Consider the following 25,081-nt stretch of genomic DNA (forward strand, 5'->3'; position numbering starts at 1 on the left):
ATGACGACGGAAGCGATCCTCACCGCGCCCCGCAAGCAGGAGCGCGGCTGGCGCACGTGGCCGCTGATCAAGCAGATCCGGCAGAGCGTCGGCTGGCAGCGCGCCATGCTGCTGACCGGCCTCGTGCTCGTGCTGCTGTTCGTGGTGATGGCGGTCTTCGCGCCCCTCATCGCGCCCTACGGATTCAACACCCTCTCGGGTCCCGGCGGCGACTTCGGTTCGCGCATGCCGCCGTCGGCCGAGCACCTGTTCGGCACGACCGTCGCCGGCTACGACGTGCTGTCTCGCGTGATCTGGGGCTCGCGCACCGCGCTCCTCGTGATCATCATGGCCGTGGTCAGCTCGCTGTTCCTCGGCACCCTGCTCGGCATGGTCTCGGGCTACCTCGGCGGCGCGCTCGACCGGGTGCTCGTGATGCTCACGGACGCGATCTACGCGTTCCCGTCCCTGCTGCTCGCGATCGTCATGTCGATCGTGATCTCGGGCGGGCAGTCGAGCATGTGGGGCGGCATCTGGTCGGCCGCGCTGTCGATCACCGTGGTGTTCATCCCGCAGTACTTCCGCGTGGTGCGCAGCGAGGTGGTACGCGTCAAGGCGGAGGCGTTCGTCGAATCGGCCCGCGTGGTCGGTGCGGGGCACTGGCGGATCATGTTCCGGCACGTGCTGCGCAACTCGACGCGTTCGCTGCCGCTCGTGTTCACGCTGAACGCCTCGGAGGCGATCCTGACGCTCGCGGGCCTCGGCTTCCTCGGCTTCGGCATCGAGCCGAACTCGGCGGCCGAGTGGGGCTACGACCTGAACAAGGCCGTCGCCGACGTGACGAACGGCATCTGGTGGACGAGCCTGTGGCCGGGCCTCGCGATCGTGCTGATCGTGCTCGGGCTCACGCTCGCGGGCGAGAGCCTGAACGACCTGGCGGATCCGCGACTGCGCAGCCGTCGTCGGGCGAAGGCCGGCAGCGGCGCGGTCGCGGCGACCTCGGTCGGCGCGCTGCTCGCGGCCGAGCCGGCGCAGGGGACCGCCCGAGGCGCATCCACCGATGGGACCATCGCGGACGAAGGGAGCGAGCGATGAGCGCGACGACGCGGAACGGCACCGGAACGGTGCTCGAGATCCAGGATCTGGGCGTCACCTTCGCGACCGACCACGGCCCGGTTCGAGCGGTCGACGGCGTCTCGCTGTCGATCTCGCCCGGCCGCGTGCTCGCGGTCGTCGGTGAATCGGGCTCCGGCAAGACCGTGACGGCGCGGACCGTGCTCGGGCTGCTGCCCGAGACCGCGGTCTCGCAGGGCGCGGTCGTGCTGCGCACCCGCGACGGTTCGGGATCGAGCGAGATCCTGCGGCTCTCGGACGAGCAGCTGCGCGAGGTGCGCGGACGGGACGTCGCGATGGTGTTCCAGGAGGCCTCGACGGCGCTCAACCCGGTCTTCACGATCGGGTGGCAGATCGCCGAGGGCCTGCGGGCGCACGAGAAGCTCTCGAAGAAGGAGGCGCGAACCCGGGCGATCGAGGTGCTCGGCCGCGTCGGGATCCCGGATCCCGAGGAGCGGGTCGACTACTACCCGCACCAGCTGTCGGGCGGCCAGAAGCAGCGCGTCATGATCGCGATGGCGCTGTCGCTGAACCCCGGCCTCATCGTCGCCGACGAGCCGACCACCGCGCTCGACGTCACGGTGCAGGCCGAGATCCTCGACCTGCTGCGCAAGCTGCGCGACGACTTCGGCACGGCGATCCTGCTCATCACCCACAACATGGGCGTCGTCGCCGACCTGGCCGACGATGTCGCGGTGATGTACCAGGGCGAGCTGGTCGAGCAGGCGCCGGTGGCGGAGCTCTTCGCGAATCCGCGCGAGCAGTACACGAAGGACCTGCTCGGCGCGGTGCTGCGGCTCGGCGATCGGAGCATCCGCACGCAGGCCCGCGAGGCCGTGCCCGAGGGCGCCTCCGCTTCGGGGGCGACCCGGGGCGAGGTGCTCGTGGCCGCGCAGGGGCTCGAGATCCAGTACCCGGGTCGGCTCGGCCGGCCGGGGTTCCGCGCCGTCCGCGGGGTCGACTTCGAGATCGCGGCGGGCGAGGTCTACAGCCTCGTCGGCGAGTCGGGTTCGGGCAAGTCGACCATCGGCCGCGCCATCGCGGGGCTCACTGCGGCGACCGGAGGGTCGCTGCGGGTGCTCGGGCACGAGATGGTGGGCGTGAAGGAGCGCCGGTTCCGCGCGGCCCGCCGCGACATCGGATTCGTGTTCCAGGATCCGGGGTCGAGCTTCAACCCCCTGCTGACCATCGCCGACAACGTCGCCGAACCGCTCGTGGTGCACCGCATCGCGCGGAACCCGCAGGCGGCGCGGAAGCGCGTCGACGAGCTGCTCGAGGCGGTCCAGCTGCCGCGCAGCTACGGCGACCGGTTCCCGCACGAGCTCTCGGGCGGCCAGCGCCAGCGGGCCTCGCTCGCGCGCGGGCTCGCGCTCGATCCGAAGCTGCTGATCGCCGACGAGCCGACCTCGGCGCTCGACGTCTCGGTGCAGGCACGCGTGCTCGAGCTGTTCGCCGAGCTGCAGCGCGAGCTCGGCTTCGCGTCGCTGTTCATCACGCACGATCTCGCGGTGGTGGACGCGCTGGCCGACCGGGTCGGCGTGCTGTACCACGGCGAGCTCGTCGAGGTCGGCGGCTGCGCCGAGGTGCTCGGCGCGCCGACGCATCCCTACACCCAGCGGCTGCTGGCGTCGCTGCCGGTGCCCGATCCGGTGGAGCAGGCAGAGCGGCGCGAGGCCGCCCGGCTCGCGCGGGAAGTGCCGGGGGCCTAGGCCCGGTCCGCATCGGCGTCCCGACGCGACCCCCGCCCCGTTTGTCCGGTATCCCGGATGATGGTGGCGGGGGTCGCGTTGTTGCGGGCCTCCGGAGGGGATGGAATGGGAGCACTGCTGGCCGGAGCGACGCCGCTCTGCCGCAGGATCCGCTCCGCGGATCCCTCACCACAGACCCCTGCGAAAGGACCGATCATGGCTCTTCCCGGCGCCCGCCCCGTCCGCGCCCCGCGCGGCACCGAGATCTCGGCCAAGAGCTGGCAGACGGAGGCCCCGCTGCGCATGCTCATGAACAACCTCGACCCCGAGGTCGCCGAGCGTCCCGACGACCTCGTCGTCTACGGCGGCACCGGCCGTGCCGCCCGCAGCTGGGAGGCGTACGACGCCATCACCGAGACCCTGCGCGACCTCGAGGAGGACGAGACCCTGCTCGTGCAGTCGGGCAAGCCGGTCGGCGTCTTCCGCACCAACAAGTGGGCGCCCCGCGTGCTCATCGCCAACTCCAACCTCGTCGGCGACTGGGCGACCTGGCCCGAGTTCCGCAAGCTCGAGGCCGAGGGGCTCATGATGTACGGCCAGATGACCGCCGGGTCCTGGATCTACATCGGCACCCAGGGCATCCTGCAGGGCACCTACGAGACCTTCGCCGCCGCGGGCCGCAAGCTCCAGGGCCAGAAGCGCATCGAAACCGTCGAAGGCAAGGGCTCGCTCGCGGGCACCATCACCCTCACCGGCGGCTGCGGCGGAATGGGTGGCGCGCAGCCGCTCGCCGTCACCCTGAACGACGGCGCCTGCCTCATCGTCGACGTCGACAAGACCCGCCTCGACCGGCGCGCGGGCAAGCGCTATCTCGACGAGGTCGTGGAGGATCTCGACGAGGCGCTCGCCAAGGTGCAGCAGGCGAAGGACGAGAAGCGCGGCTGGTCCGTCGGGCTCGTCGGCAACGCCGCCGAGGTGTTCCCCGAGATCCTGCGCCGCCACCGGGCGGGCGAGGTCACGATCGACCTCGTGACCGACCAGACCTCGGCGCACGACCCGCTGTCGTACCTGCCGATCGGCTACACGGTCGAGGAGCGCCTCGAGCGCGCAGAGAGAGATCCCGAGCAGTTCACGAAGGACGCTCAGGCCGCCATGGCCGCCCACGTGCGTGCCATGGTCGAGTTCCAGGACGCGGGCGCCGAGGTGTTCGACTACGGCAACTCGATCCGCGACGAGGCGCGCAAGGGCGGCTACGACCGCGCGTTCGAGTTCCCCGGCTTCGTCCCGGCCTACATCCGCCCGCTGTTCTGCGAGGGCCTCGGCCCGTTCCGCTGGGCCGCCCTCTCGGGCGATCCCGAGGACATCGCGGTCACCGACGCGGCGCTCAAGGAGCTGTTCCCCGAGAACACCCACCTGCACAACTGGCTCGACGCCGCCGCCGAGCGGGTCGAGTTCGAGGGCCTGCCCGCCCGCATCTGCTGGCTCGGCTACGGCGAGCGCCACCAGGCGGGCCTGCTGTTCAACAGGCTCGTCGCCGAGGGCAAGGTCAAGGCCCCGATCGTGATCGGGCGCGACCACCTCGACTCGGGCTCCGTCGCATCGCCCTACCGCGAGACCGAGGCCATGGCCGACGGCTCCGACGCGATCGCCGACTGGCCGCTGCTCAACGCGCTCACCGCGACCTCCTCGGGCGCGACCTGGGTGTCGATCCACCACGGCGGCGGCGTCGGCATCGGCCGTTCGATCCACACCGGCCAGGTATCGGTGGCCGACGGCACGGAGCTCGCCGCCGAGAAGCTCGAGCGCCTGCTGACCAACGACCCGGGCATGGGCGTCATCCGTCACGTGGACGCCGGCTACGAGCGTGCGGCCGAGGTCGCCGACGAGCGCGGCGTGCGGGTGCCGGTCAAGCCGACCATCCGCAACCACGACCGCGCCTGGTAGGCCGCGGCCCCGTACCGTCGCTGAGCGAGCGAAGTACCACCGCTGATCGAGCGAGCGGAGCGAGTCGAGATCGAGAGCATCGGTTTCGGCTCGCTTCGTTCCCCCTCCCGTCTGAGAGAGTGATCCCATGAGCAAGACCCTGCTGATCCGCAACATCGGCGAACTGACGACCAACGATGACGCGAACGGCGGCCGCCCGCGCGACGCCGCCGTGGTGATCGAGGGGGATCGGATCGCCTGGGTGGGAGCTTCGGCGACCGCGCCGGCCGCCGACGAGCACTTCGACGCCGCCGGGCGCGCGGTGCTGCCGGGCTGGGTCGATTCGCACACGCACATGGTGTTCGCGGGGGACCGCACGGCCGAGTTCGAAGCGCGCATGGCCGGCGAATCCTACGCCGCGGGCGGCATCAACGTGACCGTCGGGGCGACCCGGGCCGCGACGGATGCCGAGCTGCGCGCGAACCTCGAGCGGCTCGTCGGGGAGGCCCGCCGCTGGGGCACCACGACGATGGAGACGAAGACCGGCTACGGCCTCACCGTCGAGGACGAGCTGCGCTCGGCGACGGTCGCGAGCGACGTCGTCGACGCGGTCACCTTCCTCGGCGCGCACGTGGTGCCGTCGGGCTCGGAGCCGGGGGAGTACCTCGACCTCGTCACCGGCCCGATGCTGGACGCCGTCGCCCCGCACGTGAGCGCCGTCGACGTGTTCTGCGAGACCGGGGCGTTCGACGCGGCCGCGTCGGCCCGGGTGCTCGAGGCCGCGGCCGCGCACGGCCTCGCGACGCGCGTGCACGGCAACCAGTTGGGGCACGGCCCCGGCGCGCGGCTCGCGGTGGAGCATGCCTCCCTGAGCGTCGACCACCTCGGCTTCCTGTCGGACGACGACATCGACGCCCTCGCTTCGTCGTGGGGCGAATGGGCGGGGGGCGCCGGTCGGCGCGGCACCGTCGCGACGGTCCTGCCGGCCTGCGACCTGTCGACGCGGATGCCGTTGGCGCCGGCCCGGCGCCTCCTCGACGCGGGCGCGCAGCTCGCGATCGCGTCGAACTGCAACCCGGGCACCTCCTACACGAGCTCGATGGGCTTCTGCGTCGCGACCGCCGTGCTGCAGATGGGCCTCACGATCCAGGAGGCCGTGCGCGCGGCGACCTTCGGCGGTGCGCTCGCCCTCGGCATGCATGTGGACGGCTGGATCGATCCCCGGGGCGCCGCGCAGCCCGCGGTCGGTACGATCCGCGTCGGCGCCCGCGCCGACCTGCACCTGCTCGAGGCCCCCTCCGTCACCCACCTGGCCTACCGGCCGGGCATGCCGCTCACCGCCGCGGTCTGGCGCGCCGGGATCCGCGAGGTCTGAGGCCGGGCCCGTCACCCGGGCAGAATGGAGCCATGACGGCTCTGAAGCGCGCGCTGCGCGCCTACCCGATGGTCGCGACCACCCTGCTCGTCGCCGCGGTGGGCCTGGTGCTCCTCGCCACACCGGTCGGAGCGGCGGCGCCGATCCTCGTCGGCGTCTACGCGCTGCTCATCGCTGGCTGGCAGGCGGTCGGCATGATCCGGTCGCTGATCGGCGGCAAGGCGGGGCTCGACATCCTCGCGGTCACCGCCATCGTCGCCGCGGTACTGGTCGGCGAGCCGTGGGCGGCGCTCGTCGTCGTGCTCATGCTCACGGGCGGCGAAGCACTCGAGGACTACGCCGAGAACCGCTCCAAGCGCGAACTCACCGCGCTGCTGCAGCGCGCGCCCCGGCAGGCCACCCGCGTGCACCCGGATCCGGACGCGACGGGCGGGGAACGCCTCGAGACCGTCGACATCTCCGACATCGCGATCGGCGACGTGCTGCTCGTGCGTCCGGGCGAACTCGTCCCCGTCGACGCGGTGCTGCTCGACCCCTCCGCCCAGTTCGACGAGTCGTCCCTCACCGGCGAGAGCCTCCCGGTCGAGCGGCGATCGGGCGAGAAGGTCGCGAGCGGCGTCGTGAACGGTGCCGCGGCGATCCGGATGCGGGCCTCGGCGCTCGCCGCCGACAGCCAGTACCAGCAGATCGTGGCGCTCGTCTCCGAGGCGCAGCAGAGCCGCTCCCGGACCGTGCGGCTGGCCGATCGGTACGCCGTGCCCTTCACCGTGCTGTCGCTCGCCATCGCGGGCATCGCCTGGGCCGTCAGCGGCGAGGCCGTGCGCTTCGCCGAGGTGCTCGTCGTGGCGACGCCGTGCCCCCTGCTGATCGCTGCTCCGGTGGCGTTCCTCGGCGGGATGAGCCGGGCCGCGAAGTCGGGCCTCATCGTGAAGGGCGGTGGCACGCTGGAGCAGCTGGCGCGCGTGCGGTCCGCGGCCTTCGACAAGACGGGCACGCTCACTACCGGACGGCCGCAGCTCCAACGCGTCGTGGCCGCCCCGGGATTCACCGAGGATGACGTGCTGCAGCTCGCGGCGGCGGCCGAGGTGTACTCGTCGCACGTGCTCGCGGGTGCGGTGGTCGATGCGGCGAAGGCCCGAGGGCTCGCCGTGCTCGCCGTCGAAGAAGCCTCGGAGAGCGCGACCAACGGGGTGGCCGCCGAGCTCGCCGCGGTGGGAACCGCAGCGGGCGGGCCCGGTGCCGCTCGGCCCGGGGCCGCTCGGCCCGGGGCCGTCGTCCGTGTCGGAAAGCCGGCATGGGTCGCCGAGACCGCGGCCGATCTGACGCGGGTCGACCTGGCGCCCGGCGAACTCGCGATCTACACGGCGTTGGACGACCGCTTCGCCGGCGCGATCGTGATGCGCGATCGGCTGCGCGAGGAAGCGCCCGAGACGCTCGCCGACCTGCGTTCGCTCGGGATCGAGCGGATGCTCATCGTGACGGGCGACGTCGCTGCGACGGCTCGGCCGATCGGGGAGCGCCTCGGCATCGACGAGGTGCACGCCGAATGCCATCCCGCCGACAAGGTCGCGATCGTGGCGCACGTGCAGCCGCGGCCCCTCCTGATGGTCGGCGATGGGTTGAACGACGCGCCGGTGCTGGCCGCGGCGGACGTCGGCTTCGCGATGGGCGCGCGCGGCGCGACCGCGGCGAGCGAGTCCGCTGACGTCGTCAACCGCTTCGACCGGGTCTCGGGCGTCGCCGACGCGGTGCGGATCGGCCGGGACACGGTGCGGATCGCGATGCAGAGCATCTGGCTGGGCATCGTCATGAGCGTCGCGCTGATGCTGGTCGCGGCATTCGGGTTCCTGCCCGCGCTGCTCGGCGCCTGGCTGCAGGAGGTCGTGGACCTCGCGGCGATCCTGGGCGCGCTGCGCGCGATCGCGCCGCGACGGGCCTGCTAGCTCCTTCGAGGGCACTCGGGCGCGCGCCCTGCCCCTCCCTCCCTCCCTCCCTCCCCTCTTCGTCGAGGTGCCCCGTCTTGCGGTTTTGGGAGCTCATATCGGCAACGCGGGGCATCTCGACGAAGGACAGCGCGCGTGGTCGGCTGCTCAGAATTCCTCCACAGCACGCGAATATGCAAGAAGCGCCTGTGCGCCTGGGGAGGAACCGCGTCGGCGCCGGAGCCTGGTGCAGTCTTGCTTCATGACTCGAACCCCACGACCCCTCCCAGCCGGATATCCGGCCCGCGCCGTGACCTACGCGGACGCGCTCCGACTCGGCGTCTCGAAGGGCATGCTCAGGCATCGTCGATTCGTCCGCCACCACCGTGGCGCATACCGGCGTCGGGCGATGGGGGCGCGGCGCACCGACGCCGCTCAGTACCCGGAAGATCGTCTGCGGGTGCGCGCTGAGAACTACGCACCGCTCCTACGCCAGGGCGAGGCGTTCAGCCACACCACGGCGCTCCTGCTGCTCGAGTGCCCGATCCGGTGCGCGGAAGAACTCCACGTGACCGCGCCCAGCGGGCTCAACGGCGCACGCGCTTCGGCCGTCATCGGGCATCGACGGGGTGGGAACCTTGGGGTGGTCCGTGATGGCCACGGACTGCCGCGGGTCACGGCCACGACAGCGCTGCTGCAAGCCGCCTCGCTCCTCGACTTCCGAGAGCTGGTGGTCGCCATCGACTTCCTGATCCTGCCGCGTGGGCCCGCCGGGCAGAAGACGCCGTTCGTGGGGCGGGGAGCGCTTCGACGGGTACTCGAAGAGAGTTCGGGGCGTGGGGTACGAAAGCTGCGCGATGCATTCGAAGTGTCCCGAATCGGTGCAGAGTCACGGATGGAGAGCCTGCTCCACTTCGAGCTGGCACGGCTGGGCCTCGACGACCTCGAGATGCAGGCCGACGTCTTCGACGCGAACGGGCGATGGATCGGGCGATTCGATCTGGTCGATCGCGCACGTCGGCTCATCGTCGAGTACGACGGGGAGCAGCATCGACTCGATCGCGAGCAGTACCTGCGAGATCAGGTCCGTCTGGATCAGGCTCGGGCTGCGGGGTACAGAATTCTGCGCCTCCATCGGGAGGATTTCCACACGGCGGGCATCGCGCGGACGCGTGGACGGCTCTGCGCGTTCCTGGGCAGGGCACCGCGGGCGCTCCCTGCGAACCTGATGCGGCGTTTTGCGGAGTCGTGAGTATCCGCGCGGGAGGACCGAGCGCGCCGTTCTGCCTGGCCTACACCCGCGCGCTGCGCCCGTGGATGCGGGTCGAGAGCGTTTCGGCCGTGCGGCGCACCTCTGCCGCGAGACCGGGGTACGCGTCGTCGGGCACGCGCGATTCCGGGAAGGTGACCGCGATGGCGGCCACCGGCCAGCCGCGGTGGTCGAGCACGGGCACGCCGACCGAGGCGAGGCCCGCGGTGACCGAGCCGCGCTCGAGCGCGTAGCCGCGGGTGCTCGTGTCATCGAGCACGGTGCGGAGACGCGAGTAGCGGTCGATGCCCTCGAGGTCCTCGTGGCGGTGCACGAACGACTCCCGATCCGGGAAGAGTGCGCGCACCTGCGCCTTCGGCAGGGCGGCGAGGATCGCCCGTCCGCTCGCGGTGAGCTGCAGGGGCAGACGCACATCGACATCGGTGATGAGGGGCGGGGATCCAGGCGCGCGCTCTTCGATTACGTAGAGCACGTCGCGGCCGTGCGGCACCGCGAGGTGGCCGCTCATGCCGAGCCGGTCGACGAGGCCGGCCAGCAGGGGGCGCCCGATCCGCGTGAGGGGTTCCTGCCGCGCGTAGGCCGAGCTCAGCTCGACGGCGGCGAGGCCGAGGCCGTAGCGGCGCTCCTCGGGCAGGTGCATGACGAAGCCGTGCTCCTGCAGCGTGGCCAGCAGGTGGTAGACGGTGGATCGCGGCAGGCCGAGCTGCGTCGCGATCATGCTCGCGGCCATGGGGCCGCGCGAGCTCGCGAGCAGGCTCAGGATCCGCAGGGTCTGGTCCGCGGCGGGAACCTTCGGCGAGTCGTCAGACATCGTTCGTCCTCTCAATCACTGTTCCCCCAGTGCGGACCCCCGGCGCGCGGCACCGTTCCGGCGGCCCCGCGTCTGACGGGGCCACCGGGCATCGAGCGGGTCTCCCCGCACCGGTTCCGCTGCGGACAGTCTGCCCGCAGCGGTGCGGGCTCAGGCGAGCGGCGCGCCGAGTGCGCTCTCGACCGCGTCGAGCACGGCACCGCTCTCGACGAAGCGGTGCGCCGCCGTGATGGTCGGCGACAGGAACGAATCGGTGTCGGGCGCCGAGATCTCGGTGCGGAACAGGGCGTGCACCGCGGCCGTGGCGGGCGCCGGGGCGCCGTGCTCGGGCTGAGCGGCGCGGAAATCGAGTGCGCGGGTCGAGGTGAGCAGTTCGATGGCGAGCACGCGGCCGAGGCCGTCGATCGCGCGACGCAGCTTGCGACCGGCGGCCCAACCCATCGACACGTGATCCTCTTGCATGGCCGAGGACGGGATCGAGTCGACCGATGCCGGGGCGGCGAGCCGCTTCAGCTCCGACACGATGCCGGCTGCGGTGTACTGGGCGATCATGAGGCCCGAGTCGAGCCCCGCGTCGGCCGCGAGGAACGGGGGCAGCCCGTGGTTGCGCGACACGTCGAGGAACCGGTCGGTGCGGCGCTCGCTGATCGACGCGAGGTCGGCGACGGCGATCGCGAGGAAGTCGAGCACGTACGCGACGGGTGCGCCGTGGAAGTTGCCGTTCGACTCGACGCGACCGTCGGGCAGCACGACCGGGTTGTCGACCGCCGAGCGCAGCTCGATCGACGCGACCTGCGCCGCGTACGCGGCGGTATCGCGGGCGGCGCCGTGCACCTGCGGGGCGCAGCGCAGCGAGTACGCGTCCTGCACGCGGGTGAACACGCCCTCCTGCGGGCGCTGGATCAGGTGCGAGTCCGCGAGCACCGCGGCCATGTTGGCGGCCGCGGCGGCCTGGCCCGGGTGCGGGCGCAGCGCGTGCAGGTCGGCGGCGAACACGGCGTCGGTGCCGGTGAGGGCCTCGACCGATGCAGCCGCGGCGACGTCGGCGATGCGGAGCAGATCGGCGAGGTCGGTGAGCGCGAGGCTGAGCATGCCCAGCATGCCGTCGGTGCCGTTGATGAGGGCGAGGCCCTCCTTCTCGACGAGCGAGATCGGCTCGATTCCGGCCGCGGCGAGGGCCTCGGCCGCGGGGATCGGGGCATCGTGCGGATCCCGGGAGACACGCACGTCGCCCTCGCCGAGCAGCGTGAGCGCGCAGTGGGCGAGGGGGCTGAGGTCGCCCGAGCAGCCGAGCGAGCCGTACTCGTGCACGACGGGGGTGATGCCCGCGTTGAGGATCGCCGCGTAGGTCTCGGCGACGACGGGGCGCACACCGGTGCGGCCCGAAGCGAGGGTGTTGAGACGGAGCAGCATGAGCGCGCGGACGACCTCGCGCTCGACCTCGGCGCCGGTACCGGCCGCGTGCGAGCGGATGAGGCTGCGCTGCAGCTGCTGGCGCTTCTCGACGGGGATCTGGACCTTGGCGAGCGCGCCGAAGCCGGTCGAGACGCCGTAGTGGGGGCGGGTGTCGTTCGCGAGGTCGTCGATGACCCGGCGGCTGGCGGCGATGCGTTCGAGGGCGCCGGCGCCGATCTCGACGCGGGCGTCCTTGCGGGCGACGGAGACGACGTCGGCGATGGTCAGGGAGGTCTCGCCGAGGATCACGGGTGCAGTGGTGTTCATGGATTCGATCCCACCGCACGCGCGGCCCCGGCGGCAGGGCATGCGCCCGCGAACCGTCCGGTATCCCGGACGGGCTCCGCGATCGTCCCCTCCGAACCCGCCGTCGAATCTTGCTACGGTCGCCCCATGAGCACTGACGCCATCACCGCAGCCCGCGCCCTCGCCGCGCGTCCCGCCGTCGATCCGAAGGGATTCGAGACGGCCGCAGCCGCCGGCCTCTCCGTCGATCCGGCCTGGCCGCGAACGGGAGGCTGGCCCGCCGACTCCGGGCAGGAGGCGGACCTCGCCCTCGTCGGGATCCCGGTGTCGCAGACCTCGCTCTCGCCGACCAACGCGCACGAGACCCCGGCGGCGATCCGGGCGGCGCTGCGCCGTTACTCCGGCCACGCGGTGGCCGAGGGCGCGCCGGGCACGCGGGGAGACGAAGCGGAGCTGATCATCGAGGAGGCCCTGCGCATCGTCGACGCGGGGGATCTGCACGACCCCGATTCCGAGGCGGGGGAGCACGCGGCGACCGAGGCGGTCGCCGCGCTCGCGCGCCGGGCGCAGCTCGTCGTCGCGCTCGGCGGCGACAACTCGCTCACGGTACCGGCCGCGCTCGGCGTGTACGGCGACGAGCTCGGCACCGCCGGGCTCATCACCCTCGACGCGCACCACGACCTGCGCGATGGCCGCAGCAACGGATCGCCCGTGCGCCGCCTCGTCGAAGCGGGGCTCGATCCGCGCCGGATCGTGCAGATCGGCATCGCCGACTTCGCGAACTCGCGCGCCTACCGGCAGCGGGCGAAGGACCTCGGCATCACCGTGATCCACCGCGACGAGCTCCACGACCGGCCGCTGCGCGATATCGTCGCAGAGTCGCTCGAGATCGCGGGCGCCGCAGGCGGCCCGATCCACGTCGACCTGGACGTCGACGTCTGCGACCGATCGGTGGTGCCCGCCTGCCCGGCGTCGATCCCCGGGGGCATCCAGGCGCACGAGCTTCGACGCTTCGCCCGGCTCTTCGCCGAGGATCCGCGCGTGCGCGGCATCGACCTCGCCGAGATCGACGCCACCGCGGACTCCGCCGACGGTCGCACGGTGCGCCTCGCGGCGCTCTGCGTGCTCGACGCCGCGGTGGGCCTGGCCCACCGCCTCCAGCGGTAATCCCTCCGCTCGGAACGACGCACGCCGACCTCAGAACTGAAGGACCCGAAGGACCCGAAGATGGACACCACGCTCGATACGGGTGCGCCCGCACCCACCACGCTGAAGCGCGGCCTCACCGCCCGGCACATCCGCTTCATGGCGCTCGGCTCCGCCATCGGCACGGGCCTCTTCATGGGCTCGGCCGGTGCGATCCAGGCCGCCGGCCCTGCGGTGCTGCTCGCCTACATGATCGGCGGCGCCGCCGTGTTCATGGTGATGCGCGCGCTCGGCGAGATGGCCGTCCGGCATCCGGTCTCCGGCTCATTCGCCCAGTACGCCTCCCGATACGTGGGCCCGTTCGCCGGATTCCTCACCGGGTGGACCTACACGTTCGAGATGTTCGTGGTCGCGCTCGCCGACGTCACCGCGTTCGGCGTCTACATGGGGTTCTGGTTCCCCGACGTCGAGCGGTGGATCTGGGTGCTCGCGGTCGTCTTCTTCATCGCGGCGCTCAACCTGATCAGCGTCAAGGTGTTCGGCGAGCTCGAGTTCTGGTTCTCGCTCATCAAGATCGTCGCGATCATCCTCATGATCGCGGGCGGTATCGCCATCATCGTCTTCGGGATCTCGACCCAGAGCGAGAATGCGGCCGGCCTGCACAACCTCGTCGACCACGGCGGCTTCATGCCGAACGGTGTCTGGGGGCTGCTCGCCTCTTTCACCGTCGTGATGTTCGCGTTCGGCGGCACCGAAGTGATCGGCATCACCGCGGGCGAGGCCCAGGATCCGAAGCGCGTGATCCCGAAGGCCATCAACTCGGTCCCGGTCCGGATCCTGCTCTTCTACGTGCTCACCCTCGGCATCATCATGTGCCTGCAGCCGTGGAACACGATCGACGGCAAGGCGAGCCCGTTCGTGTCGATCTTCGAGACCCTCGGCCTCTCCGGTGCCGCGCACGTGCTCAACGCCGTGGTCATCACCGCCGCGCTCTCGGCGATCAACGCCGACATCTTCGGCGCCGGGCGCATGCTGCACGGTCTCGCCGAGCAGGGGCAGGCGCCGCGAGCGTTCATGCGCGTCACCCGCACCGGCGTGCCGTGGTTGACGGTGCTCACGATGGTCGCAGCACTGCTCGTCGGCGTCGTGCTGAACGCGCTGTTCCCCGACCAGATCTTCTTCCTCATCGCCGCTCTCGCGACCTTCGCGACGGTGCTGGTCTGGCTCATGATCCTCGTCGCCCACGTACGCATGAAGCGCGAGATCGCGCGCGACGGCCGCCTGCCGAGCGAGTTCCCCGTGCCCCTGTGGCCGGCGGCCTCGATCGCCACGATCGTCTTTATCGGATTCGTCATCGTGATGATCGGCGTGATGGAGGACACCCGGCCCGCGCTCGTGGTCGGGATCATCTGGATCGCGCTGTTGCTCGTCGGGTACTTCGCGCTGGTGCGGGGCAAGGGGCGGCAGCGGCACGAGCTCGTCGACGAGACGGCGCCGATCGGCGTGATCGTCGACGACTGAGCCGTCCTGCCGAGCGGGTGCGGATCCGGTGCGTGATGTGCGATTCACTCCCATCCGTTACAATTGCACGTCGGCCTTGTGACGTCCGGCGCGTTTCGCGTGCCTCCGATGTCCCGGCATCCCGCTCCGCCGACGCCGTCTCTCCGTCTCGTTAGGACACCACTGCTTATGGCTCTTGCCACCCGCGAAGACCTCCGGAACGTCGCAATCGTCGCGCACGTCGACCACGGCAAGACCACGCTCGTCGACGCCATGCTGCGCCAGACCAACTCCTTCGACGCGCACGCCGAGGTCGACGATCGGGTCATGGACTCGAACGATCTCGAGCGCGAGAAGGGCATCACGATCCTCGCGAAGAACACCGCCATCTCCTACGAGGGCGAGCACGCGAAGAACGGCCCCATCGTCATCAACGTGGTCGACACTCCGGGTCACGCGGACTTCGGTGGCGAGGTCGAGCGCGCGCTGTCCATGGTCGACGGTGTCGTGCTGCTCGTCGACGCGTCCGAGGGCCCGCTGCCCCAGACCCGCTTCGTGCTGCGCAAGGCGCTCGAGGCGCACCTTCCCGTGATCCTCGCGGTGAACAAGACCGACCGTCCCGATGCCCGCATCGAGGAGGTCGAGGGCGAGGCCCAGGACCTGCTGCTCGGCCTGGCTTCCGACCTCTCCGAGGATCACCCCGACATCGACGTCGACGCCGTGCTCGACGTGCCGACCGTCTACCTCTCGGGACGCGCGGGCGCCGCGTCGCACGAGCGTCCCGGTGACGGCGAACTGCCGAACAACCCGGATCTCGAGCCCCTGTTCGAGGTCATCATCGACCGCGTCCCCGCGCCGAGCTTCGATGACGAGCACCCGCTGCAGGCGCACGTCACCAACCTCGACTCGTCGCCGTTCCTCGGCCGTATCGCGCTGCTCCGCGTGCACAACGGTTGGATCCACAAGGGCGAGACCGTCGCGTGGGTGAAGCAGGACGGCACCGTGCAGAACGTGCGCATCACCGAGCTCATGCTCACCAAGGCGCTCACCCGCTACCCGGCCGAGAAGGCGGGCCCCGGCGATATCGTCGCGATCGCCGGCATCGAGGACATCACCATCGGCGAGACCATCGCCGACGCCGAGGACGTGCGTCCGCTGCCGACCATCACGGTCGACGAGCCCGCCATCTCGATGACCATCGGCGCGAACACCTCGCCGCTCGTCGGCAAGGTCAAGGGTCACAAGCTGACCGCCCGCATGATCAAGGACCGCCTCGATCGCGAGCTCATCGGCAACGTCTCGCTGCGCGTGCTCAACACTGAGCGTCCTGATGCCTGGGAGGTGCAGGGCCGCGGCGAGCTCGCGCTCGCCATCCTCGTCGAGAACATGCGTCGTGAGGGCTTCGAGCTGACCGTCGGCAAGCCGCAGGTGGTCACGAAGCAGGTCGACGGCAAGACTCACGAGCCCTACGAGCACCTCACGATCGACACCCCCGAGGAGCACCTCGGTGCGATCACGCAGCTGCTCGCGGCGCGCAAGGGCCGCATGGAGAACATGGTGAACAACGGCACCGGCTGGGTGCGCATGGAGTTCATCGTCCCGTCGCGCGGCCTCATCGGCTTCCGCTCGGAATTCATGACCACGACTCGCGGCACCGGTATCGCGAACGCGATCTCGCACGGGTACGACGAGTGGGCGGGCCCGATCGTCACCCGGAACAACGGGTCGATCGTCGCCGACCGCGCGGGTGTCGTCACCCCGTTCTCGCTCATCAACCTGCAGGAGCGCATGACCTTCTTCGTCCAGCCCACCGCAGAGGTGTACGAGGGCATGGTCATCGGTGAGAACTCGCGTTCCGAGGACATGGACGTGAACATCACCAAGGAGAAGAAGCTGACGAACATGCGTTCGTCGACGGCCGATTCCTTCGAGTCGATGACCCCGCCGCGCGTCCTGACGCTCGAGGAGTGCCTGGAGTTCGCCCGCGAGGACGAGTGCGTCGAGGTGACCCCCGAGGTCGTCCGCATCCGCAAGGTGGAGCTCGAGGCGAGCCTGCGCGCACGCGCGGCGTCGCGCCTCAAGCAGCAGCTCGCGAAGTAGCGCGTCCGCGCTCCTGCGAAGCCCCGCCCGTCGGTTCTCCGGCAGGCGGGGCTTCGTCGTTCGAAGGGGCGTAGGATCGCCCCATGGCACTCATGCACGAGACGACCCTGGTCCCCTCGAAGGTCGAACTGCTGGCGGCTTGGCTGCCCGCGCAGCCCTGGTTCCACGGCGATGCGACGAAGCTCGAGCGGGTGGGCGCGTACCGGCTCGACGACCCGGCGGGCGAGGTCGGGCTCGAGGGGCACCTCTTCACCGCGGGCGATGACACCGTCTACCACGTGCCGCTCAGCTACCGCGGGGCACCGCTCGAAGAGACGGTGGAAGGCGGAGGCGCCTTCCTCGTCGGCGTGATGCAGCACGGCGTGCTCGGCAAGCGGTGGGCGAGCGACGCCATGGGGGATCCGGTGTTCCGCTCGGTGATCGCCGAGGTGATGGCGCACGGCGGGCACGAGGCCGCGGAGTTCGCGCAGGATGCCGCGGGCAACGTCGTCGAGCGCGCGGTGCACACCCGGATCCAGGGCAGCGGCTCGCCGCGGGACGCGGTCCCGGACCTCGCCGACGCGAGCGTCGTCGACCTGGGGGAGTCGAGCCGCGCGGAGAACGGCACCGCGATGCTCGTGCTGCACCGGATCGCCGTGCCGGGCCGCGAACCGGGCGACGCCTATGCGCTGCGGGTGAGCTGGCCGGGGCAGGCCGATCCGGTGGTGCTCGCCGAACTCCGGTCCTAGCGGAGCGCCGGCCGCACGGGCGGGCGCGCGGCGACCGGCCCGGGTGGGCCCGAGCCCGGGGACCGCGAGGCCCCGCCGCGCGACTAGGCTGGTGCTGTGACCCGACATTTCCTGCGCGATGACGACCTGAGCCCGGCCGAGCAGCGGGAGGTCCTCGACCTCGCCGCCCGACTGAAGCAGGACCGGTTCGCGGAGCGACCGCTCGAGGGCCCGCGCACGGCGGCGGTGATCTTCGACAAGACGTCGACGCGCACCCGCTTCAGCTTCGCGACCGGCATCGCCGACCTCGGCGGCTCCGCCCTCATCGTGAACCCGGGGGAGGCGCAGCTCGGCGTGAAGGAGACGATCTCCGACACGGCCAAGGTGATCTCGCGCATGGTCGACCTGATCGTCTGGCGCACCTTCGAGCACGCCGGGCTCGAAGAGATGGCGGAGCACTCGCGGGTGCCCGTGATCAACGCGCTCTCCGACGACTTCCACCCCTGCCAGATCCTCGCCGACCTGCAGACGATCCGCGAGCAGAAGGGCGAGCTCGCCGGCCTCACGGCGACCTACGTCGGCGACGCGGCGAACAACATGGGGCACTCCTACCTGCTCGGCTTCGCCACGGCGGGCATGCACATCCGCGTCGCCGGCCCCGCGGGGTACCACCCCCGCGCCGACATCATCGCCGAGGCCGAAGCGATCGCCGCGGGCACGGGCGGCAGCGTCACCGTGCTCGCCGACCCGGCGGCCGCGGTCTCGGGGGCCGACGCGGTGATCACCGACACCTGGGTGTCGATGGGTCAGGAGAGCGAGAAGGCCGAGCGCATCGAGACGTTCGGCGCCTACCGGGTGACCCCTGAGCTGATGGCGCAGGCGAAGCCCGACGCCATCTTCCTGCACTGCCTGCCGGCCTACCGCGAGTACGAGGTCGCCCCCGAGGTGATCGACGGCGCGCAGAGCGTGGTGTGGGACGAGGCCGAGAACCGATTGCACGCGCAGAAGGCGCTGATGACCTGGCTGTTGAAGGAAGACGCATGACCGAGAACACGAACCGCGCCGCCGAGGCCGGAGCCCTCTGGGGCGGACGCTTCGCCAGCGGCCCCGCCCCCGCGCTCACCGCGCTGTCGAAGTCGACCCACTTCGATTGGGCGCTCGCGCAGTACGACATCCGCGGTTCCCGCGCGCACGCCACGGCGCTCGCCGCCGCGGGCTACCTCGACGACGACGAGCTGAAGCGCATGCGGGACGCGCTCGACGAGCTGTCGAGCCGGGTCGCCGAGGGAGCGTTCCTGCCCGGCGACGAGGACGAGGACGTGCACTCCGCGCTCGAGCGCGGGCTGATCGACATCGCGGGCGTGCAGCTCGGCGGCAAGCTCCGCGCGGGCCGCAGCCGCAACGACCAGATCGCGACGCTCGTGCGTCTCTACCTGCTCGACCACGCCGACGCGATCCGCAGCCTGCTGCTCGACCTCGTCGGCGCGATCCTCGACCAGGCTCTCGCGCACCCGGACGCGATCCTGCCGGGGCGCACCCACCTGCAGCACGCGCAGCCGGTGCTCCTCGCGCACCAGCTCGCCGCCCACGCCTGGCCGATCGTGCGCGACCTCGAGCGTCTGCGCGACTGGGGCCACCGCGCCAGCGCCTCGCCCTACGGCGGCGGCGCGCTCGCGGGCTCCTCGCTCGGACTCGATCCGCGACTCGTCGCGGCGGAGCTCGGCCTCGGCGATCCGCTCGAGAACTCGATCGACGGCACCGCCGCGCGCGACGTGGTCGCCGAGTTCGCGTTCATCTGCGCGCAGATTGGCATCGACCTCTCCCGCTTCTCCGAGGAGATCATCCTCTGGAACACCAAGGAGTTCGGCTTCGTCCGCCTGCACGACGGCTACTCGACGGGATCGTCGATCATGCCGCAGAAGAAGAACCCGGACATCGCCGAGCTGGCGCGCGGCAAGTCGGGCCGCCTCATCGGCAATCTGACGGGGCTGCTCGCCACCCTCAAGGGTCTCCCGCTCGCCTACAACCGCGACCTGCAGGAGGACAAGGAGCCGGTGTTCGACTCCGTCGCCCAGCTCGAACTGCTGCTGCCTGCGTTCACCGGCATGGTCGCGACCATGAGCTTCGACACCGATCGGATGGCGGAGCTCGCGCCGCAGGGCTTCTCGCTCGCGACCGACGTCGCCGAGTGGCTCGTGAAGCAGGGCGTGATCTTCCGCGACGCGCACGAGATCTCGGGCGAGCTGGTGCGCTTCTGCGAGGAGCGCGGGCTCGAACTGCACGAGCCGAGCGACGAGCAGCTGAGCCAGGTCTCTCCGCACCTCACGCCGGGCGTGCGCGACGTGCTCACGATCGAGGGGTCCGTCAACTCGCGTACCGGTGCAGGCGGCACCGCCCGCGTGCGGGTCGACGAGCAGCTCGCGCGCCTCGCCGAGCGGATCGGCGAGTTCCGCAGCGTCTGACGTTCGGAGATGCAGTGAGGGGGTGCCGGTCGACCGGCACCCCCTCACTGCGTTGCAGCGGCTGCGCGGATCAGCTCCGCACGGAGGCCCGCAGCAGCGGCCGCGTCGCGAGCAGCGCGGCCGCGACGACGAGGATCCCGACCGCGACGGTCGACAGCGTCACCGCGAGCGAGAGCGGTGCGACGATCACCGCGATCCCCACCAGCGGGAACAGCAGCACCGCCGCGAGGATCGCGGATCCCACCGAGGCGAGCAGCAACGGCAGCATGGTCGCCTTGCGCCGTGCCGCGTCCTGCACCGCGATCGGGGTGCCCATGATGTCGAGCGAGCGGGCGACGTCCCGCCGGTCGAGGATCTGCGCGGCCTGGTTCACGCCCACCGAGCAGGCGACCATGAGGAACGTCCCGATGACCGTGATGGCGATGCCGGTGCGGATGTCTCCGATGAGGAAGCGTTCGGGGCCGACGAGATCCCCGGCTTCCGCGTCGGCCATGCTCATGAGCGCGATCCCGGACCCGGCGAACACCGCCATGAAGCTCGACATGGCGACGCCGGACACCTGACGCCAGGCCGCGCGGGGCGATTCGAGCACCAGCCGCGCCGCGATCAGGTCGGCCGGGCGCTGCGCGCGGCGGGCCTTGCCCTTGCCGAAGAGCGAGAGCACCCAGGCGCCGATGAGGTCGAGCGCGAGCAGGGCGATGCCGAAGCAGATACCGAGCCCCGCGATGAGGGCCATGACTCCGCCGGCCTGGCCGAGGCCGCCGATGTTGCTGACGACGAACGAAGCGATCAGGATCGCCGCGACGGCGACGAGCGCCTGCACCCACGGCACCTTGGGCGCCGACTGCTTGAGCGCGACACCGAGGGGCGAGATGATGACGCGGCGCAGGCTCGAGATCGCGCTGACGGTCGCGACGAGCACGACGCCGAGCACGAGCAGGCCGGAGGCCCAGAGCGGGAGCGCGACGCCCGCCGCGCCGAGCGCCTCGCCGCGGAACGGGATCAGTCCGATCAGCGGTGACAGCGCGTAGGCGAGCCCGGTGCCGAGCAGCGAGCCGATCAGCGCGATGCCCGCGGCCTCGACGACCGCGAGACCGGCGGTGCCGCGGCCGGTCGCGCCGAGCAGCCGCAGGATCGCGAGGCGCTCGTCGCGACGGCGGGCCGAGAGCCGGGCCGCGGCGGCGCCGAGCGACAGCAGCGGCACGATCAGCAGTACGAGCGCGATCACGGTGAACGCCCAGTACATGGGTGCGAGGTCGTCGGAGTAGCCCCAGAAGGTCTGCGCGCCGCCGAGCACGATGGCGAGCAGCGCGGTCACGCTGAGGAACGCGACGGCGGGCAGCACGAGGGCGCTCGCGCCCTGCCGGCTGGGCCGGGATAGCAGGGGGAGGACGCGGAGGATCACTGGGGGACCCCCGCTGCGGACACCTGCTGGGTGGGCTGATCCGCGACGATCCGACCGTCGCGCACGGTCACGACCCGCTGGCAGCGGGCCGCGACCGAGGGATCGTGGGTCACGACGACGAGCGTCTGACCGCGTCCGACGGTCGAGCCGAGCAGCGCGTTCATGACCTCGTCGGAGGTGACGGAGTCGAGGGCGCCGGTCGGCTCGTCGGCGAAGACGATGCGCGCGCCGGTGACCTGCGCCCGGGCGATGGCGACGCGCTGCGCCTGGCCGCCCGAGAGCTCGCCGATGCGACGGTCCTCGAGGCCCGCGAGGCCGAGCGCCGCGAGCCACTGGGCGGCGGGACCGATCGCCTGGCGACGCGGGGTGCCGTTCAGCATCAGAGCGAGGGCGACGTTCTCGACCGCGGTGAGTTCGGGCACGAGCAGGCCCTGCTGGAACACGAAGCCGAAGTGCTGCCGGCGCAGCCGGCTGCGGTCGGCATCGGAGAGGCCACTGATCTCGCTGCCCGCGTAGTGCACCGAGCCGGTGTCGGGGGTGCGGATCCCGGCGAGCGCGTGCAGCAGGGTCGTCTTGCCCGACCCTGAGGCTCCCATGATCGCGGTCGCGGTGCCCTCGGCGAAGGCGATGGAGACGCCGTCGAGCGCCCGGGTCGGTCCGTACTGCTGCGTGAGGCCGACGGCCTGCAGGATCGTGTTCGTCATGGGATCCAGCCTCGCCGTGCGGGCGCGGCGGCGGATCGACCCGCGGTGCCGATCCTGTGGCACCGGGGTCTGACTCGGCTATCGTCTGGGACATGCGCACCATTCCGGACTCTCTCGACCCGCAGGTCGTCGCGGGGATCGACGCGCGCCTTTCGGGCGTCGAACGGGAGCACGGGGTCCGGATCCCGTGGGCCATCGAGAGCGGCAGCCGCGCGTGGGGCTTCCCCTCCCCGGACAGCGATTACGACTGCCGGTTCCTCTACGTGCGCCCGTCCGACGACTACCTGTCGCTGTGGCCGGGCCGCGACGTGATCGAGACGCCCCTCGACCGGGTGTTCGATGTCAACGGCTGGGACCTCGCGAAAGCGGTCAAGCTCATCGCGAAAGGCAATGCGGCGGCGCTCGAGTGGTTGCGATCGCCGATCGTCTACACCGGCGACCCGGCGTTCCGAGACCGGCTGCTCGCGCTCGCCGACGAGATCGTCGCGCGCGAACTGATCGAACGGCACTACCTCCACGTCGGCAGGCAGCAGCTGAGCTCCGGGAGTTCGCTCAAGCGCTTCTTCTACGCGCTCCGGCCGGCGGCGGCGCTGCGCTGGCTCGCCGACCACCCGGAGTCCGCGCTGCCGCCGATGGATCTGCCGACCCTGATCGCCGAATCGTCGGTGGGCGCCGACATCGCGGACGCGGTCGCGGAGCTGATCGCGGCCAAGGCGGTCACCCGTGAGCTCGGCGACGCGGCGCGCCCCTCGGTGCTGGTCCGCTTCACGGAGGAGGAGTTCGGCCGCGCCGAACGGCGCGATGCGGTGCTCGGCGACCCCGAGCGCGGAGCGCGGTGGGACGAGGTGCGGGCGCTGGCCGACGCCTGGTTCATCGAGGAGCTCCGCGCCGGGAGCCGGACGACCCGCTGAACCCGGTACGATGTCGAGCGTGACTGCAGTAGATGAGCGCGCCGAGATCCTGGCGGCCCAGCGCAACGACGACAGCTTCGAGACCCTCTGGGACGAGCTGGAGTGGCGCGGGCTGATCCATGTCTCGACCGATGCCGGGGCCCTGTCCGAACTCTTCGAGGGCGCCCCGTTCACCTATTACTGCGGTTTCGACCCGACCGCACCCAGCCTGCACCTCGGCAACCTGGTGCAGCTGCTGCTGCTGCGCCGCATCCAGCTCAAAGGGCATAAGCCCCTCGGCCTGGTCGGCGGCTCGACGGGTCTGATCGGCGATCCCCGACCCACCGCCGAGCGCACGCTGAACAGCCGAGACACCGTGGCCGAGTGGGTCACGCGCCTCCAGGGGCAGGTCTCGCGGTTCCTCTCGAGCGAGGGCGACAACGCGGTGCGTCTCGTCAACAACCTCGACTGGACGGCCCCGCTGTCGGCGATCGACTTCCTGCGCGAGATCGGCAAGCACTTCCGCGTCGGCACCATGCTGAAGAAGGACGCCGTCTCGGCCCGACTGAACTCGGACGAGGGCATCAGCTACACCGAGTTCAGCTACCAGATCCTGCAGGGCTTCGACTTCCTCGAGCTCTTCCGCCAGTACGACTGCAAGCTGCAGTCCGGCGGCAGCGATCAGTGGGGCAACCTGACGAGCGGCACCGACCTGATCCGCAAGGTTGAGGGGCAGTCGGCGCACGCGATCGGCACCCCGCTGATCACGAACTCGGACGGCACCAAGTTCGGTAAGAGCGAGGGCAACGCGATCTGGCTCGATGCCGATATGTGCTCGCCGTACACCTTCTACCAGTTCTGGCTCAACCAGGCTGACGCCGACGTGATCGACCGGCTCAAGGTCTTCACGTTCCTGTCGCGCGCCGAGATCGAGGACTACGCGCGTCAGGTCGAGGAGGAGCCGTTCCGCCGCGCCGCGCAGAAACGACTCGCGCTCGAGGTGACGACGCTCGTGCACGGTTCGGTCGCGACTCAGGGCGCGATCGACGCCTCCGAGGCGCTGTTCGGCCGGGGTGATCTGTCGACGCTCGATCTGCAGACGCTGACCGGCGCGCTCGGGGAGCTCAAGACGGCGGAGGCCGTTGCGGGCGCTGCGATCGTGCAGCTGATGGTCGACGCCGGGCTCGTGGCCAGCCTGGGTGAGGCCCGTCGCGCGATCGCGCAGGGCGGGGTCTACGTCAACAACGTGCAACTCGTCGCGGACGACGCGGTGCTCGCCGAATCCGATCTGCTGCACGGGCGTTTCGCCGTGCTGCGCCGCGGCAAGAAGACGCTCGCGGGCGTCCGGGTCGCGCAGGACTGAGTCCCCGGGGCGCGAGCATGCGGATCGCACTGATGCAGGCGGAGGCGGCTCCGCTCGATCCCGAGAAGAACCTCTCGGCGATCGACGCGGCGGCTGCCGCCGCGCTCGATGCCGGTGCCGAACTGCTGCTCGCGCCGGAGCTCTTCGTCACCGGGTACGTTCCGCGCTCGCTCGCGTCCTGGTTGACTCCCGAACGCGTGGCCGAGTTCCCCGCGGAGCTGTCGCGGATCGCCGCCGCACGGGGGATCGCCGTAGCCGCGGGGTTCCCCGCCGCACGGATGGATGGCGGCTTCGCGATCGCCGCCGGCCTCTGGGACCGCGGGGGAGCGGAGGTGCTCCGCTACGAGAAGGTGCACCTGTGGGGAGCTGAGGAGCGCCTCGCCTTCATCGCGTCCGACGCGGAGCCGCGCATCGCCGAGTGGAACGGCCGTCGGGTCGCGTTCCAGATCTGCTACGACATCGAGTTCCCGGAACCTGCGCGGGCGCTGGCCGCTCGCGGGGCCGACCTGCTGCTGGTCCCGACCGCCATCGACGGCGAGTCCGATTACGTCGCCGAGGTGCTGGTGCGGGCCCGTGCCGCCGAGAACCGCCTCGTGGTGGCGTACGCCGATCACGCGCGCTCGGCGGATGCCCCGCTCGACGAGCCGACCGCGGGCTTCGCCGGGCTCAGTACGGTGGCCGGCCCGGAGGGGGTCGTGCTGGGGACGGCCGGGCGCGGCAGCGAAGTGCTGATCGCGGACATCCCTGATCCCAACGGAGCGCGGCCGGGGAGCGCCGATTACCTGGCGGATCGGCGTCCTGAGATCTACGGTCGCTGGTCCTGAGGTACGGCTTCCTGCGGCCGTGAAGGCGGAATCCGCGGGAAATCAACGGGACACGCCCGAGATCGTGCCTTGTGTTGCGGGTGGGGTGGGGTGCGCGTAATGTATTCCCTTGTCAGCGCGACAGTGCGAGACGCGGAAGCGGCTCGGGCGGTTGGCGCGGATGGATCCCTCTGGATCATCGAAACCCCGACTTGTTGT

General features: G+C 71.3%; 19 protein-coding genes. 15 read left to right on the forward strand and 4 right to left on the reverse strand.

Annotated elements, in window-relative coordinates; translation table 11 throughout:
- The 6 genes from BMH31_RS01655 (at position 1) to BMH31_RS01680 (ending at position 9,252) form a co-directional block, all read left to right on the forward strand.
- Complete coding sequence (locus tag BMH31_RS01655) at positions 1-1,074, forward strand: ABC transporter permease (protein ID WP_168187894.1); 1,074 nt, start codon at positions 1-3, stop codon at positions 1,072-1,074.
- Positions 1,071-2,801, forward strand: coding sequence for an ABC transporter ATP-binding protein (locus BMH31_RS01660; protein WP_099723608.1), 1,731 nt, complete (start codon positions 1,071-1,073; stop codon positions 2,799-2,801). The genes BMH31_RS01655 and BMH31_RS01660 overlap by 4 nt, the downstream gene beginning before the upstream one ends.
- 195 nt (positions 2,802-2,996) lie before the next feature.
- On the forward strand, positions 2,997-4,724 hold the full coding sequence (gene hutU, locus BMH31_RS01665; protein WP_099723609.1) for a urocanate hydratase: 1,728 nt from the start codon (positions 2,997-2,999) through the stop codon (positions 4,722-4,724).
- A 127-nt stretch (positions 4,725-4,851) separates the two neighbouring features.
- A complete protein-coding gene (gene hutI, locus BMH31_RS01670) occupies positions 4,852-6,078 on the forward strand; it encodes an imidazolonepropionase (RefSeq protein ID WP_099723610.1) in 1,227 nt (408 codons plus the stop codon).
- A 32-nt stretch (positions 6,079-6,110) separates the two neighbouring features.
- Positions 6,111-8,021, forward strand: a complete 1,911-nt coding sequence (locus tag BMH31_RS01675; protein WP_099723611.1) for a heavy metal translocating P-type ATPase — start codon at positions 6,111-6,113, stop codon at positions 8,019-8,021.
- A 241-nt stretch (positions 8,022-8,262) separates the two neighbouring features.
- Complete coding sequence (locus tag BMH31_RS01680; protein WP_143469776.1) at positions 8,263-9,252, forward strand: DUF559 domain-containing protein; 990 nt, start codon at positions 8,263-8,265, stop codon at positions 9,250-9,252.
- Between the two features lie 40 nt (positions 9,253-9,292).
- Here BMH31_RS01680 and BMH31_RS01685 read toward each other — a convergent pair whose 3' ends face one another.
- Together BMH31_RS01685 and hutH are read right to left on the reverse strand one after the other, a co-directional pair.
- Positions 9,293-10,081 (reverse strand): IclR family transcriptional regulator, encoded by a 789-nt coding sequence (locus BMH31_RS01685; RefSeq protein WP_099723613.1) that lies wholly within the window; start codon positions 10,079-10,081, stop codon positions 9,293-9,295.
- Between the two features lie 150 nt (positions 10,082-10,231).
- A complete protein-coding gene (hutH, locus tag BMH31_RS01690; RefSeq protein WP_099723614.1) occupies positions 10,232-11,803 on the reverse strand; it encodes a histidine ammonia-lyase in 1,572 nt (523 codons plus the stop codon).
- A 126-nt stretch (positions 11,804-11,929) separates the two neighbouring features.
- Between hutH and BMH31_RS01695 the strand changes: the two genes are divergently transcribed.
- From BMH31_RS01695 to argH, 6 genes are all read left to right on the forward strand, one after another.
- On the forward strand, positions 11,930-12,949 hold the full coding sequence (locus BMH31_RS01695; RefSeq protein WP_099723615.1) for an arginase family protein: 1,020 nt from the start codon (positions 11,930-11,932) through the stop codon (positions 12,947-12,949).
- Between the two features lie 60 nt (positions 12,950-13,009).
- On the forward strand, positions 13,010-14,449 hold the full coding sequence (locus BMH31_RS01700; protein WP_099723616.1) for an amino acid permease: 1,440 nt from the start codon (positions 13,010-13,012) through the stop codon (positions 14,447-14,449).
- Between the two features lie 168 nt (positions 14,450-14,617).
- Positions 14,618-16,528 (forward strand): translational GTPase TypA, encoded by a 1,911-nt coding sequence (gene typA, locus BMH31_RS01705; protein ID WP_099723617.1) that lies wholly within the window; start codon positions 14,618-14,620, stop codon positions 16,526-16,528.
- Positions 16,529-16,611: 83 nt separating this feature from the next.
- A complete protein-coding gene (locus tag BMH31_RS01710) occupies positions 16,612-17,256 on the forward strand; it encodes a hypothetical protein (protein ID WP_099723618.1) in 645 nt (214 codons plus the stop codon).
- 96 nt (positions 17,257-17,352) lie between these two features.
- On the forward strand, positions 17,353-18,279 hold the full coding sequence (gene argF, locus BMH31_RS01715; RefSeq protein WP_099723619.1) for an ornithine carbamoyltransferase: 927 nt from the start codon (positions 17,353-17,355) through the stop codon (positions 18,277-18,279).
- A complete protein-coding gene (gene argH / locus BMH31_RS01720) occupies positions 18,276-19,697 on the forward strand; it encodes an argininosuccinate lyase (RefSeq protein WP_099723620.1) in 1,422 nt (473 codons plus the stop codon). Before argF ends, argH begins: the two co-directional genes overlap by 4 nt.
- Before the next feature lie 70 nt (positions 19,698-19,767).
- Here the strand turns inward: argH and BMH31_RS01725 are convergent, their stop codons facing one another.
- Together BMH31_RS01725 and BMH31_RS01730 are read right to left on the reverse strand one after the other, a co-directional pair.
- Entirely contained in the window at positions 19,768-21,102 is a 1,335-nt protein-coding gene (locus tag BMH31_RS01725; protein WP_099723621.1) for an FtsX-like permease family protein, read from the reverse strand.
- Positions 21,099-21,806 carry an ABC transporter ATP-binding protein gene (locus BMH31_RS01730; protein WP_099723622.1) on the reverse strand — a complete coding sequence of 236 codons (708 nt, stop codon included), beginning with the start codon at positions 21,804-21,806 and terminating at the stop codon, positions 21,099-21,101. The genes BMH31_RS01725 and BMH31_RS01730 overlap by 4 nt, the downstream gene beginning before the upstream one ends.
- 92 nt (positions 21,807-21,898) lie before the next feature.
- Between BMH31_RS01730 and BMH31_RS01735 the strand changes: the two genes are divergently transcribed.
- From BMH31_RS01735 to BMH31_RS01745, 3 genes are read left to right on the forward strand one after another with little or no spacing between them, the layout of a single operon-like run.
- Positions 21,899-22,717, forward strand: a complete 819-nt coding sequence (locus BMH31_RS01735) for a nucleotidyltransferase domain-containing protein (protein ID WP_099723623.1) — start codon at positions 21,899-21,901, stop codon at positions 22,715-22,717.
- Positions 22,718-22,727: 10 nt separating this feature from the next.
- The gene (tyrS, locus tag BMH31_RS01740; protein ID WP_099723624.1) at positions 22,728-24,059 is read left to right on the forward strand and encodes a tyrosine--tRNA ligase; all 1,332 of its coding nucleotides are present in this window, start codon (positions 22,728-22,730) and stop codon (positions 24,057-24,059) included.
- A 17-nt stretch (positions 24,060-24,076) separates the two neighbouring features.
- Positions 24,077-24,883: a nitrilase-related carbon-nitrogen hydrolase gene (locus BMH31_RS01745; RefSeq protein WP_099723625.1), complete on the forward strand. Its 807-nt coding sequence runs from the start codon at positions 24,077-24,079 to the stop codon at positions 24,881-24,883.
- Positions 24,884-25,081: the final 198 nt, after the last annotated feature.

The organism is Leucobacter sp. OLIS6 (genome assembly GCF_002752355.1).
Classification (GTDB): domain Bacteria; phylum Actinomycetota; class Actinomycetes; order Actinomycetales; family Microbacteriaceae; genus Leucobacter.